Consider the following 14,388-nt stretch of genomic DNA (forward strand, 5'->3'; position numbering starts at 1 on the left):
TTAAAAAATGATCTATGCTGAGATTTTAGCTGGTGGAGTAGGACGAAGAATGGGAAATACCCCGATGCCAAAACAATTTTTAATGCTAGGTAGTCGTCCAATTATTATTCATACTCTGGAAAAATTTATTTTGAATAGTCGTTTTGAAAAAATATTTGTTAATGTTCCAAATGATTGGATAAATTATACAACGGATATAATAAAAAAATATATAGGTGAGAATAAACGCGTTATCGTGCTAGAAGGTGGAAAAGATAGAAATGAAACTTTGTTGGCTGGTCCTAGATTTATAGAAGCAAACTACGGATTGAATGATGATGATGTAATTATTACTCATGATGCTGTTCGCCCATTCATTTCGCATCGAATAATTGAAGATAATATTAATGCCGTTTTGAAATTTTCAGGCGTTGATACTGTTGTTCCAGCTTTTGATACTATCGTAAAAAGTGAAGATGGGGAAACAATTTCAGAAATTCCAATTAGAGATTTTATGTATCAAGGCCAAACACCTCAAAGTTTTAACTGTAAAACTTTGATTAATTGTTATGAAAAATTATCAGAAGATGAGCGAATAATTTTATCAGATGCATGTAAGATATTAGTATTAGCAGGTGTCAAAGTAAAATTGGTTGATGGTGAGGTTTTTAATTCAAAAATTACAACTCAATATGATTTGAAAGTGGCTGAAAATATGCTTGGAGAAGAAAAAATATGATCAATCAAGCATACAGATTAACTGAACCAAGAAGATTTGAAATAACTTATTTGGATACTGGGATTACTTCTGAAAAAGTAATTGTTCGCCCTTTATTCCTCTCTTTATGTAATGCCGATATTCGCTACTATACTGGAAATAGGACTAAGGAAGCATTAAAGAAAAAATTGCCAATGGCTTTAATTCATGAAGCTGTTGGAGAAGTCGTTTTTGATGCAACGAATCAATTTAAATCTGGAGATTTAGTATCTATGATTCCTAATATGCTTGGACCTACTAAAAATGAAATAATTTCACCAAACTATGACCCACAAGGTGGGTTTATGTCCAGCGGATATGATGGTTTTATGCAAGATTATGTGGCAATGATTCCAAATCGTTTAATTAAATTACCAAAAGGTTTTTCCTTAGAAGTGGCCTCTTTTATAGAACTTATTAGTGTAGCAATGCACACTATTAGCCGTTTTGATAAAAAAGCTCATAGTATAAGAGCTAGACTTGGTGTATGGGGCGATGGCAATTTAGGCTATATAACAGCATTATTGCTTAAATATAAATTTCCTCAAAGTGAGATTTATGTTTTTGGGAAACATAATCCAAAACTTGACTATTTTTCTTTTGTAAAAGAAACTTTTTTAATAGATGAGATTCCTGAAAGTTTGAAACTAGATCATTGTTTTGAAGTTACTGGTGGTCAAGGGAGTAAGTATGCAATTGACCAAATCATTGAGCATATAAATCCAGAAGGTGCTGTAGCTTTAATGGGAGTTTCTGAATATCCTATTGAAATGAATACTAGAATGATTTTAGAAAAAGGGCTAACTTTTTTTGGTTCAAGTCGAAGTGATAGAATTGATTTTGAATTAGTTATTCAAATGATTCAACAAAATCCGGAGTTAACAAGCTATTTTGAAAAATTAGTTGGTTCTATCCATTCAGTGAAAAATATTGAGGACATTGTTTCTTCATTTGAAACTGAATTGACTAAGAGTTGGGGAAAAACGATCATGAAATGGGATGTTTAATTTTTAAGATTAAGTTCTATTTTGTTTAATTAGAATAGCTTAGGAAAAAACAATTTGAGTAAATTATAATTTGCTCAGATTGTTTTTTTAAAAGTTAATTATTTTTATAAGTAAGCAGTACATAATAAAGGAGTAAAGTTAAGACTTTATTTTTTCTAGTGTTTAAAGTGATTTTAAGGTATGATAGTATTAAATGTAGTTACAAGTTAGGAGAACTAAGGGAATGAACAAAATATATCCGGATGATAGTTGGTCTTTACACACAGACTTATATCAAATAAATATGATGAAAACTTATTGGGAATTAGGAAAAGCTGATAAACATGCAGTTTTTGAATGTTATTTTAGAGTGAATCCATTTGAGAATGGCTATGCTATATTTGCTGGTTTAGAACGGATTGTGGGTTACTTAGAACGCTTAACTTTTAGTGAATCTGACATTGATTACTTAAGAGAAGCAGAAGAATACCCAGAAGCATTTTTGACTTATTTAGCAAATTTTAAATTTAAAGCAACTATTCGTTCAGTTGAAGAAGGCGAACTCGTATTTAGTAATGAACCATTAGTCCAAGTTGAGGGACCTTTAGCAGACTGTCAATTAATTGAAACGGCTTTATTAAATATTGTTAATTATCAAACTTTAATAGCGACGAAAGCTGCTCGAATTAAATCAGTTGTTGGAACAGATCCATTGTTGGAATTCGGCACAAGAAGAGCTCAAGAAATGGATGCAGCGATATGGGGAACACGAGCAGCTTATATTGGTGGATGTGATGCAACTAGTAATGTGCGAGCGGGGAAGATTTTTGGTATTCCAGCAAGCGGAACGCATGCACATTCTTTAGTTCAAACTTATCGCAATGATTATGATGCTTTTAAAGCTTATGCAACAACCCATAAAGATTGTGTGTTTTTAGTGGATACGTACGATACATTAAAATCAGGTGTTCCAAATGCTATTCGAGTTGCCAAAGAATTTAGTAATAAAATTAATTTTTTAGGCGTTCGTTTAGATAGTGGGGATATGGCTTATATTTCGAAAAGAGTTCGTCAGCAGTTAGATGATGCGGGTTATGAAGATGTTAAAATATATGCATCAAATGATTTAGATGAAAAAACAATTTTAAATTTAAAAATGCAAGGTGCTAAAATTGATGTTTGGGGTGTAGGAACTAAACTAATTACTGCTTATGATCAACCAGCATTGGGAGCCGTTTATAAATTAGTTTCAATTGAAGATGAGAATGGAAAAATGGTTGATACAATCAAATTATCTGGTAATGCTGAAAAAGTTTCAACACCAGGTAAAAAACAAGTTTGGCGTATTACGGCAAATGAGGATGGGAAGTCAGAAGGCGATTATATTACCTTATGGGATGAAGAACCAGATAAGGCTGAAGAACTTTATATGTTCCATCCTGTCCATACGTATATTAATAAAACTGTTACTAACTTCAATGCTCGTCCTTTATTAAAAGATATTTTTATTAATGGGAAATTAGTTTATGCCTTACCAAATTTAGCTGAGGTAAAGAAATATGCGACGACTAATTTAGAGTCTCTTTGGGATGAGTATAAGCGTAATTTAAATCCAGAACCTTACCCAGTTGATTTATCCAAAATTTGTTACGATCATAAAATGGCCAATATTGAATTGGCTAGGAAACAAGTAAAAGAACAAGAAGCATATTTTAATAAGTAAGATGAGGGGGGAAGCAAATTTTATTTGTTTCTCTTTTCAATTATTTAAGAGTAAGCACAATTAAATTTCTATGTTATAATTGACTACAATGATAAAAAAGGAGCGAAGCCCATGTCAAGTTTACAAAAAAAAATCATTTCAGAAATGCACGTACAACCTGAAATTGATGTGGATAATGAAATTAGAAAAAGTATCGATTTTATAAAAAATTATATGTTGAAGCATCCGTTCTTAAAGTCTGTTGTATTAGGCGTTAGTGGAGGACAAGATTCAACTTTAACTGGTAAATTAGCCCAATTAGCGATCACCGAACTAAGAAATGAAACTAGCAATTCAGACTATCAATTTATTGCTGTACGTTTACCTTATGGCGAACAGGCTGACGAAGAAGATGCGATGGATGCTATAAACTTTATAGGTGCAGATAAGGTCCTAAGAGTAAATATTAAACCTGCAACAGATGCAAATAGCCAGACGTTGGAAGAAATTGGTGTACCGATTAGTGATTTTGATAAAGGCAATATTAAAGCTCGTGAAAGAATGATTGCTCAATATGCTATTGCAGGAGCATATCAGGGAACTGTTCTAGGAACGGATCATTCTGCAGAGTCCGTTACTGGATTTTATACAAAATACGGAGATGGCGGAACAGATATTAATCCTATCTTTAGATTAAACAAACGTCAAGGTAGAGCTCTCTTGAAAGCTCTACAAGCTCCTACACATTTATATGAAAAAACACCAACTGCAGATCTAGAAGATAATAAACCTGGTTTGGCAGATGAAGTGGCCTTAGGCGTAACGTATGATGATTTAGATGACTATCTAGAAGGAAAAGATGTACCAACAGAAGTAGCTGATAAGATTGAAGGATGGTACCTAAAAACGCAGCATAAACGTCATTTACCAATTACTATTTTTGATGATTTTTGGAAATAATGTTAAATTTTTCAGGTGAAGGAGTTTTATGAAAAAAATAATTGAGTTAGCGACTAAATATCGTGAAGTATTAATGTATTTAATTTTTGGTGTATTAACAACTATAATTAATATTTTTGTGTTTTATATCTTTAAAGATACCTTAACAATAGATTATCGAACGAGTAATGTAATTGCTTGGTTTCTTTCTGTTTTATTCGCTTTTCTGACGAATAAATATTTTGTTTTTGCTTCAAGTGGTAAAAATAAACAAGCTTTTTTTAAAGAAATGGGATTGTTTTTTTGGTATAGGTTGTTGTCATTAGTTATTGATATGATTATGATGATCGTTATGGTTTCAGGGTTAGGAATAGATGCACTAATAGCTAAATTAATCACACAAGTAGTTATCGTGGTTATAAATTATGTATTTAGCAAGTTGTTAATTTTTAATGATAAACAGGCATGAAAAGCTCTCTATATGAAAGAAGGTTTTAAGAAACTATGAAAACTGAATTAATTTCGATTGTTGTTCCTTGTTTCAATGAAGAAGAATCGATACCGTTGTTTTATGCAGCATTAGAAAAAGAACGTGAATTTTTAGTAAATGCAGATATTGAATATATATTTGTAAATGATGGGTCCAATGATAATACGTTAAATGTCTTAAGAAGTTTAGCCAAAGAGGATAGAGAGCGCGTTAAATTCATCTCATTTTCACGCAACTTTGGTAAAGAAGCCGGATTGTATGCAGGTTTACAACAAGCCACTGGGGATTATGTCGCAGTAATGGATGTTGATTTGCAAGATCCACCAGAAATGTTGCCGGAAATGCTACAAATTATTCGTGAAGAAGAATACGATTGCGTTGGTACGAGAAGAGTTAGTCGTGACGGTGAGCCTCCAATTCGTTCTTTCTTTGCACGTCAATTTTATCGTATTATTAACAATATTTCTGAAACAGAAATTGTCGATGGAGCGCGAGATTATCGTTTAATGACAAGACAGATGGTCAATGCTATTTTATCTATGGAAGAATATAATCGTTTTTCTAAGGGGATATTTAGTTGGGTAGGATTTGATACTAAGTATTTAGAATATAAAAATCAAGAGCGAGTTGCAGGTGAAACTTCATGGTCTTTTTGGAGTTTATTTAAATATTCTTTAGATGGCATCGTGGCTTTTTCTGAATTACCACTTGCTTTCGCTTCATTTGTTGGCTTCTTTTCTTTTCTGGCAGCGATGATTGCAATGGTTGTCATTGTTATTCGAACATTACTTTTAAATGATCCCACATCAGGTTGGCCTTCTTTAGTTTGTTTTATTTTGGCCATTGGAGGATTGCAATTATTTTGTTTAGGAATTTTAGGGAAATATTTAGGAAAAACATATTTAGAAACAAAAAAAAGACCAATTTACATTGTCAAAGAAACTGAAAAAGATAAAAAATAATTAAAAACACTAAAGAAATCTATCAATTCAAAATACGAGTCTGTATAATGAATAAGATAAGAAACTTTAGTGTTTTCTTTTAATTATCTTAGATATTGTTAGAGGAGTGTTTATGAAACCAAAAAAAATCTATTTTAAAAAAATTAAAGTACATGAATTAAAAAAAGAGAAGAAATTATTATCCAGCAAAGTAGATGCGACAATTCTGATTTTATTATTCCTCGGTTCGGCTTTAATAAATAATGCTATTTTACAGCTTTTTCAAAATAACCTAGATTGGGACTTAGTTAATAAATTTATCTTCGAATGGCACACAATCTTATTTCTATTGGGAAGTAGTGTTATTTTCATTTTCACTTTATGGTTATATGCTATTTTAGGTAATCGTTATTTAACGGTAGGGTTAACGTTTTTAATTAGTTTAGGACTAGGTGTCGCCACGTGGCAAAAAATGATTAATCGAAGCGAACCTTTGTACCCATCAGAATTGAGTATGATTAAAGAACTAAGTTTTATGGTGAGTATGATTGAGAGCAAAGTGGTGCTAGGCTTCCAATTAATTGTCTTAGTTGTCATGGCTTTGGCTTACGTTTTTACTTGCCTACAAACTAGATTCATAATTAAATATAATCGTCACAAAAGCTATTTGATTCGATTTATTTTATTTATCACTACAAGTTTTTTACTTGTTTATATTGCTAATTTTAATCAGCCAGGGAATCTTTTGAAAAAAGCATATGACCCAAATGCTTATTGGATTCCTTATAGCCAACAAATGAATTATTATAATAATGGCTTTATAGGTGGTTTTTTGTTTAACCTAAAAGTGGAAGCAATGGCAGAACCAAAAGGATATTCAAAAGAAAAAATTGCAGAATTAACTCAGAAATATCAAGAAATTGCTGAAGAAATAAATCAAAATCGTAGTGGACCAATAAAAAACACGAATATTATTTATATTATGAATGAAAGTTTTTCTGATCCCTTAGCGCTTAATGGAATGGAAATAGCAAAAGATCCAATTCCGTTAACACGCCATTTGATGGAGAATAATCGTAGTGGTAGTATTTTATCGCAAGGCTATGGAGGTGGGACTGCAAATATTGAATTTGAGGCTTTAACAGGTTTTTCCATGGAACCGATGAATCCTCAATTAACAACTCCTTATACTCAGTTGTTAGCTAAAGTTCCAAATTTTCCTTCTATTGTTAGTTATTTAAATGAACAAAATTACCAAACAACGGCAATTCATCCTTATAACACGAGTATGTATAAACGTCAAAATGTGTATCAGAGTTTAGGTTTTCAAAATTTTATAAATGAAGATACCATGAAGAATACAGAGAAAATGGAAAGCAATCCTTATATTAGTGACAAAGCAGCTTATCAAGAGGTTTTGGATACATTGGAAGCCAGTAAAGATTCTAATTTTATTCACTTAGTGACCATGCAAAATCATATGCCTTATGGATCAAAATATGTAAGTTCCGAATATGAGGTAAGTGGAACAGAAAATGATCAAATAACAAGTAATTATTTGAAAGATTTATCTTATAGTGATCAAGCGTTGGATAATTTTATTAAGCAAATTGATCAGTTAGCTGAACCGACTATTGTCGTTTTTTGGGGAGATCATTTGCCAAGTGTTTATGGTGATGTAATCTTCAATCAAAATTCGTTGGATAAAATGCATGAAACACCATTGCTCATTTATTCAAATGTAAATAAAAAGGATAAAGAGCTAGGAATGATTAGTCCTATTTATTTTGCGCCTGAGTTATTAGAAGTAGCAAACGCAGATATAACTGGATTTTATGCTTTATTAAATCAACTTAAAAGCAACTTGCCTGCATTTGAAAAAGAAATGTATCTTGAAAAAAATGCTGAAAAAATGAAAAAATCAGTTAATGAATTAAGTCAAGAAACGCAAGCCCTTTTAGCTGATTATTACATGATTCAATATGATATTACGACAGGAAAAAAATATAGCCTGCAAACGAATTTGTTTGCACATAACAAGTAAATAAAAAAGACTAGAGATAGAGCAACAAAAAGTTGTTTCTATTTCTAGTTTTTTTATTCATTTTATAACTTCAATCCCAAGAACTGTCAAATGTCCATTCCCAACTAATTTTATTAAGAGATGTGCCATTTGTTCTGGTGGAAAATCACTTTCGCTAGTTAGCCACCAGTGAACCATGCTAATAAAAATAGAACTCATATAGTCAATGATAAAATCAATTGGAACTTCGACATCATTTTCAGTAATTTTTAATTGATTAAAAATTTCAGCATAACGCTGTTCTATCAGAGTATGGACTTTCTTTTTTAATGAGTTAGCCGAATTACCTTCAGTTAAAATAAGATAAAAAGTTCGATTTTCTCTAATTACATAAAAAATTTCAGTAATCATATGTTCTAATTTATTTATTTGAATTTGGTTGCCATTTTCTAAAAGTTCAGAATCTAATATTTTAGTAAAGGTATCTAAAGCATAGGAAAAAACTTCATCATACAAATCATTTTTGTCTTTAAAATGAGCATAAAAAGTTGCTCGATTAATCATGGCTTCTGTAGCAATGTCTTGAATTGTAACGGCTTCATAACCTTTTAATTTAACCAATTTAACAAAAGCCTCGAAAATCATTTTTTTGCTACGTAAGATGCGTAAATCTGTTTTTTTAGCTGAATAGTGCATATTTTTTCCTTCTTTCTAAAAATTTTAGAAAATAAGCAACAAATAAATGATTGTGTTGTTTATCACACATAATGTTTATAATTGCTGATTGATTTTATTACCTTGTTTCCATTAAACTTATATTATCTACATTATATAGGATATCAGACAAGTTGTTGGTTATTCAACAATCTGATGGATTAGTAAAAATATAATAGTGAATTTTTGAACAAAGTATGAACGTTGAGAATCAATTGAGAATAACTAAGAAATTTTGGAGGGGAAAATAATGAAAAAAGAAATTCGTGGAGGAATTGATGTTGGTTCAACTACAGTGAAATTGGTAATTATCGATGAACTAAATACTGTTTTATTTTCCAAATATGAGCGACATTACTCGGCGATTAAAGAAGCAAGTTGCCGTATTTTAAAAGATGCTTATCAAGTCTTAGGGGATTGCCAATTAAGACTAATGATTACTGGTTCAGGTGGAATGGGACTGGCCGAATTACTTGAAATTGAATTTGTTCAAGAAGTAATTGCTTGCACTAGAACTGTTGAAGAGTTGATTCCAGAAACAGATGTCGTCATTGAATTAGGTGGAGAAGATGCAAAAATCACTTTTTTTGATGGTGCTTTGGAACAACGGATGAATGGAAGTTGCGCTGGTGGAACAGGTGCTTTTATTGACCAAATGGCAAGCCTACTAAAAACTGATGCAGCAGGAGTAAATGAACTAGCTAAAAATTATCAAACAATATACCCAATTGCGTCTCGCTGTGGTGTTTTTGCTAAGACAGATATTCAGCCGTTAATTAATGAAGGAGCTAGAGTAGAAGATATTTCAGCGAGTATTTTTCAAGCAGTTGTCAATCAAACGATTGCTGGGCTAGCTTCTGGACGTAAAATCCGTGGAAAAGTGGCTTTTTTAGGTGGTCCATTATTTTTTATGAGCGAATTAAGAAATCGATTTATAGAAACTTTAAAGTTAAAAGAAGAAGATGTTATCTTTCCTGATGATCCACAGTTATTTGTAGCCAGAGGTGCTGCATATTTTTCGGAAGATAAGAAATTAACTACATTTAATTGTCTAATTGAAAAAATTGAATCAGCTAAACCTGAAAATTTACAACCAACAGATAGCCTACCTCCATTATTTAAAAATGAAGCTGAATTGGAGCAATTTAGAACACGTCATAGACAAGCTAATATTAATGAGAAAAAATTATCAGATCATAAGGGAGTAGCTTTTTTAGGTATTGATGCAGGTTCCACTACAACTAAAATTACTTTAATAAATTTAGCTGGGGACCTTTTATTTAAATTTTATGGTAATAATGAAGGACAGCCTTTAGAAAAAACAATAGAGATATTAAAAACACTCTATAAACAAATGCCGGATGATGTTTTTATTGGTAAAACAGCAATTACCGGATATGGTGAGCATCTAATTAAACATGCGTTGAAAATAGATATTGGTGAAGTAGAGACAGTTGCTCACTACAAAGCTGCCAATCGTTTTCAATCAGATGTTGACTTTATTTTAGATATTGGTGGACAAGATATGAAAGCTATGACAATTAAGCAAGGTGTTCTTTCTTCAATTCAACTAAATGAAGCTTGTTCATCTGGATGTGGTTCTTTTATTGAGACTTTTGCTAAATCATTAAATGTTCCAGTTGCTGAGTTTGCTGAAGCAGCCGTTCATGCTAAGCAACCAGTAGATTTAGGTTCTCGCTGTACGGTTTTTATGAATTCTAAAGTTAAGCAAGTTCAAAAAGAAGGGGCAACTGTGGGGGATATTTCAGCTGGATTATCCTATTCGGTCATTAAAAATGCTTTATATAAAGTAATTAAAATCAAGCGTCCAGAAGACTTAGGCAAACGAATTGTTTGTCAAGGTGGGACTTTCTATAATGAAGCTGTATTACGTTCGTTTGAACTTATCAGTGGTTGCGAAGTTATTCGTCCGAATATAGCTGGTTTAATGGGAGCCTATGGTTGTGCTATTTTAGCCTTAGAAGCATATGAGGAAGGAAATAACTCGACAATTTTAGGCGTGAAAGAATTAGACCTATTTAATTCTAAAAAAGAATTTACTCATTGTGGATTATGCGAAAATAATTGTTTGATGACGGTGACTTTTTTTTCTGATGGTCGTCAATTTACAACAGGGAATCGCTGTGAGCGTGGGGCTAGAGTTAAGCTGAATAAATCTGATAAGAAAGTGAATTTAATTGATTATAAATACAAACGCTTATTTAGCTATAAATCATTGCGGAAAAAAGAAGCAACGCGTGGTGTGATAGGCATTCCTCGTGTTTTAAATATGTATGAAAACTATCCTTTATGGCATACTTTTTTTACTAAACTAGGCTTTCGTGTGGAGTTGTCGCCACGCTCAAATAAAAAATTGTATGAGCAGGGAATGGAAACTATTCCTAGTGATACCGTTTGCTATCCAGCTAAATTGGCTCACGGACATATTGAGGCTTTAATTAAAAAAAATATATTAGCTATTTTTTATCCAGCAGTTGTTTTTGAACAAAAGGAATTTAGTCAAGCGGAAAATAATTTTAATTGTCCCATTGTACAGTCTTATCCAGATGTAATCCGCAATAATGTTGATGAAATTAGAGAAGGAAAAGTAAATTATTATAACCCTTATTTAAACTTGGCTAATAAAGAATCAATGATAAAAGTATTATTTAAAACATTTGAATCAACTGACATAACACTAGCTGAAGTGACAGAAGCTCTTGAATTAGGTTATCAAGAATTAGAAAAATTCAAATTAGATATCCGTAATAAAGGCGAAGAAACACTTTTGATGTTGAATCTAAAAAATGAAAAAGGGATTGTTTTAGCAGGGCGTCCCTATCAAATAGATCCTGAAATTAATCATGGTGTTGCAGATGTTATTACTCAAGAAGGATTTCATATTTTGACAGAAGATAGTATTTCTCATTTAGGTGATGTTGCGAATTTACGGGTCGTCAATCAATGGGTGTATCATGCTAGACTATATGCGGCAGCTAACGTTGTGAAAAAATCTCCTCAACTTGAAATGATTCAGTTAAATTCTTTTGGTTGTGGATTAGATGCTGTTACAACAGATCAAGTTGCAGAAATACTTGAACAAGCTGGTAAAATATATACTGTTTTGAAAATTGATGAAGGGTCTAACTTAGGAGCAATTCGTATTCGTATTCGCTCGCTTAAAGCAGCTGTTAAAGAACGTAGTAAAATGCAATTTAAAACAATTGATACAAGTTCTATTTTTACTGAAGAAAGAATCATTTTTACAAAAGAAATGAAAAAGAAGCATACTTTACTAATGCCAATGATGAGTCCTATTCATCAGAATGGATTATTTGATGTAGCATTACAAGCATCTGGTTACAATGTTGCTGTGTTACCAGAATTAGATAAAAAAGCTATCGATGAAGGTTTAAAATTTGTTCATAATGATGCTTGCTATCCTGCGATTATTACTATTGGACAATTAATTAAGGCTTTGCAAAGTGGCAACTACGATTTAGATAATGTAAGTGTTATGATGACGCAAACGGGTGGTGGATGTCGTGCGACAAACTACATTCCATTGCTAAGAAAAGCATTGAAAGATGCAGGATTTTCTAAAATACCTGTTGTCTCTATTTCAATGGGAAATCAAGGTGTGGAAAGCAATCCAGGATTTACTTATAATTTAAAAATGTTAAAGCGAATTCTAGTGGCTGCACTTTACGGAGATTTATTTGAAAGGGTTGTTTACCGAACTAGACCTTACGAAATGAAATCTGGTAGCGTTGATGATTTACACCAGAAATGGTTATCTGCCGTAAAACGAAATGTTAAAAATGGATCCATGACGGAATTTAATCGAACTATAAAAGGGATTATTAAAGATTTCGATACAATACCGTTAACAAATGAAATCAAACCACGTGTAGGGGTTGTTGGAGAAATATTAGTTAAATATTCACCGACAGCAAATAATGATTTAGTTCGCTTGTTAGAAGCTGAAGGAGCAGAAGTTGTAGTACCGGATATTATTGGATTTATGAATTACAGTTTGTATAACCAAATTTGGAAGTATGAAAATATGGGAGTTCCATATAAAACAAAGCTAGTTTCAGAAGTTGCGATTAAGCTAATTGAATTATGTGAGAAACCGATGGATAAACTATTACGTGCTTCTGATCGATTTAACGGAATTGACTCCATTTACGACATAGCAGAAGGAGCAGAAAAAGTTCTTTCAATTGGAAATCAGACTGGAGAAGGATGGTTTTTGACTGGTGAAATGATTGAGTTATTAAAGGCAGGCGTCAATAATATTGTGTGTATGCAACCTTTTGGCTGTTTACCTAACCATGTTGTAGGAAAAGGTGCAATCAAAGAATTGCGTCGTCAATATAATAATGCGAATATCACTGCAATTGACTATGATCCTGGTGTTTCTGTGGTCAATCAATTAAATCGGATTCGATTAATGCTTTCAACCGCAAATAAAAATCTGGTGCAAGATCCAGAATCCAGAAAGAAACGGATAAAATTAAGATAAACGAATGATTTATTAAAAGAGAAGAAGTTTGTTGTTTGTAAACAACAAACTTCTTTTTTCTATTTTAAGAGAAAGGAATTGACTTGTGTGGTCTATACCAGTTATAATTGGACTATACCAAATACGAGGTGAAGAAAATGAGTACAAAAGTATTAAAACACGCAACAATTTACACAGGAGAAGAAAAGATTGAAGACGGATTTGTACGATTTGACAAGGAAGTTCTTGCGGTTGGAGAAATGAAGGATTTCATTGATGCGCCACATGAAGAAATCATTGATGCTCATGGTAAAATTATTGTTCCAGGTTTTATTGATATTCATAGCCACGGTGGCTACGGCTGGGATGCAATGGATGGAAATGCAGATGAAATTGATGCAATGGTTAAAGACATGCAAAAAGAAGGGATTACCTCTTATTTTGCGACAACTATGACACAATCTCATGAAAATATTGCAAAAGCGATGGTAGCAATTAAAGAAGCTGCTGAGCGTAATCCAGTTATTCAAGGTATCCATTTAGAAGGTCCATTTGTTTCAAAAGTATTTAAGGGGGCTCAACCTGAGGAATACATTGAAGTACCGGATGTTGAAGTATTTGACGAATGGAATAAACTAAGTGGAAATCGTATTCGTTTAGTTACCTATGCACCTGAAAATAGTGATGCTTCAGCTTTTGAAGAATACTGTGTTGAACATAACATTGTGCCCTCCATTGGCCACAGTAATGCAACTAGAGCTCAATTAATGGATTCAAAAGCTTCTCATATTACGCATTTATATAATGCACAAAGAGGCTTACATCATCGTGAACCAGGGGTTACCGGACATGCCTTTTTAGAAGAAAATATCTATACTGAGATGATTGTTGACGGCTATCATATCCATCCAGATATGGTGAAATTAGCCTTTATGTTGAAAGGTCCAGAACGAATTGAATTAATTACAGATTCAATGCGCGCTAAAGGAATGCCTGAAGGTGAAAGTGAACTAGGTGGACAAAAAGTTATTGTCAAAGACAAACAAGCACGTTTAGAAACCGGCAATTTAGCTGGTAGCGTTCTTGAATATCAAGATGCTTTCCGCAATATGATGGCCTTTACAGGTTGTTCAATTGCAGATGTAGTCAAAATGACATCAGTCAATCAAGCTCGTGAGTTTGGATTAACTAAAAAAGGTGCCATTGAAGTCGGAAAAGACGCAGATATGGTTATATTTGATCAAGAATTACAATTAGAAAATACAATTAGTTTAGGTAAATTAATTAAATAAAAAGCTAACTTAATCAATAAGCTAAAATAAAGAGTGTAAGAATATACTAACTATAGTA

10 protein-coding genes are annotated in these 14,388 nt (G+C 32.4%); 9 read left to right on the top strand and 1 reads right to left on the bottom strand.

The features are described from left to right. Nucleotides 1–7: 7 nt before the first annotated feature. The 7 genes from MHI00_RS04145 to MHI00_RS04175 all read left to right on the top strand — a co-directional run bounded on the left by MHI00_RS04145 (nt 8) and on the right by MHI00_RS04175 (nt 7,838). Entirely contained in the window at nt 8–718 is a 711-nt protein-coding gene (locus MHI00_RS04145) for an IspD/TarI family cytidylyltransferase (RefSeq protein ID WP_157455797.1), read from the top strand. Then, nucleotides 715–1,743: an alcohol dehydrogenase catalytic domain-containing protein gene (locus MHI00_RS04150; RefSeq protein ID WP_341111373.1), complete on the top strand. Its 1,029-nt coding sequence runs from the start codon at nt 715–717 to the stop codon at nt 1,741–1,743. Before MHI00_RS04145 ends, MHI00_RS04150 begins: the two co-directional genes overlap by 4 nt. A 223-nt stretch (nt 1,744–1,966) precedes the next feature. After that, complete coding sequence (locus MHI00_RS04155; RefSeq protein WP_157455795.1) at nt 1,967–3,445, top strand: nicotinate phosphoribosyltransferase; 1,479 nt, start codon at nt 1,967–1,969, stop codon at nt 3,443–3,445. A 111-nt stretch (nt 3,446–3,556) separates the two neighbouring features. Beyond that, entirely contained in the window at nt 3,557–4,384 is an 828-nt protein-coding gene (gene nadE, locus MHI00_RS04160; RefSeq protein WP_341111379.1) for an ammonia-dependent NAD(+) synthetase, read from the top strand. 28 nt (nt 4,385–4,412) lie between these two features. Further along, complete coding sequence (locus tag MHI00_RS04165) at nt 4,413–4,832, top strand: GtrA family protein (protein WP_010051534.1); 420 nt, start codon at nt 4,413–4,415, stop codon at nt 4,830–4,832. Between the two features lie 35 nt (nt 4,833–4,867). Further along, a complete protein-coding gene (locus MHI00_RS04170; protein WP_056999310.1) occupies nt 4,868–5,815 on the top strand; it encodes a glycosyltransferase family 2 protein in 948 nt (315 codons plus the stop codon). Between the two features lie 112 nt (nt 5,816–5,927). After that, the gene (locus MHI00_RS04175) at nt 5,928–7,838 is read left to right on the top strand and encodes an LTA synthase family protein (protein ID WP_341111389.1); all 1,911 of its coding nucleotides are present in this window, start codon (nt 5,928–5,930) and stop codon (nt 7,836–7,838) included. Nucleotides 7,839–7,895: 57 nt separating this feature from the next. On the opposite strand, the gene MHI00_RS04180 is transcribed toward MHI00_RS04175, so the two are convergent. Then, nucleotides 7,896–8,513, bottom strand: a complete 618-nt coding sequence (locus MHI00_RS04180) for a TetR/AcrR family transcriptional regulator (RefSeq protein WP_035065550.1) — start codon at nt 8,511–8,513, stop codon at nt 7,896–7,898. A gap of 268 nt (nt 8,514–8,781) precedes the next feature. On the opposite strand from MHI00_RS04180, the gene MHI00_RS04185 reads away from it, so the two are divergent. Both MHI00_RS04185 and nagA read left to right on the top strand, forming a co-directional pair. Continuing rightward, nucleotides 8,782–13,059 (top strand): acyl-CoA dehydratase activase-related protein, encoded by a 4,278-nt coding sequence (locus tag MHI00_RS04185; RefSeq protein ID WP_341111391.1) that lies wholly within the window; start codon nt 8,782–8,784, stop codon nt 13,057–13,059. Between the two features lie 137 nt (nt 13,060–13,196). After that, a complete protein-coding gene (gene nagA, locus MHI00_RS04190) occupies nt 13,197–14,330 on the top strand; it encodes an N-acetylglucosamine-6-phosphate deacetylase (protein WP_010051540.1) in 1,134 nt (377 codons plus the stop codon). The last annotated feature ends 58 nt before the right edge of the window (nt 14,331–14,388 follow it).

Source organism: Carnobacterium sp. FSL E2-0243, assembly GCF_038003605.1.
Lineage (GTDB): Bacteria > Bacillota > Bacilli > Lactobacillales > Carnobacteriaceae > Carnobacterium > Carnobacterium maltaromaticum.

Bases quoted from the DNA above. Each gene is read 5' to 3' on its own strand.
- MHI00_RS04155 (WP_157455795.1), top strand. From the start codon at position 1,967: ATGAACAAAATATATCCGGATGATAGTTGGTCTTTACACACAGACTTA.
- nagA (WP_010051540.1), top strand. From the start codon at position 13,197: ATGAGTACAAAAGTATTAAAACACGCAACAATTTACACAGGAGAAGAA.
- MHI00_RS04165 (WP_010051534.1), top strand. From the start codon at position 4,413: ATGAAAAAAATAATTGAGTTAGCGACTAAATATCGTGAAGTATTAATG.
- MHI00_RS04175 (WP_341111389.1), top strand. From the start codon at position 5,928: ATGAAACCAAAAAAAATCTATTTTAAAAAAATTAAAGTACATGAATTA.
- MHI00_RS04170 (WP_056999310.1), top strand. From the start codon at position 4,868: ATGAAAACTGAATTAATTTCGATTGTTGTTCCTTGTTTCAATGAAGAA.
- MHI00_RS04180 (WP_035065550.1), bottom strand. From the start codon at position 8,513: ATGCACTATTCAGCTAAAAAAACAGATTTACGCATCTTACGTAGCAAA.
- MHI00_RS04145 (WP_157455797.1), top strand. From the start codon at position 8: ATGATCTATGCTGAGATTTTAGCTGGTGGAGTAGGACGAAGAATGGGA.
- MHI00_RS04150 (WP_341111373.1), top strand. From the start codon at position 715: ATGATCAATCAAGCATACAGATTAACTGAACCAAGAAGATTTGAAATA.
- MHI00_RS04185 (WP_341111391.1), top strand. From the start codon at position 8,782: ATGAAAAAAGAAATTCGTGGAGGAATTGATGTTGGTTCAACTACAGTG.
- nadE (WP_341111379.1), top strand. From the start codon at position 3,557: ATGTCAAGTTTACAAAAAAAAATCATTTCAGAAATGCACGTACAACCT.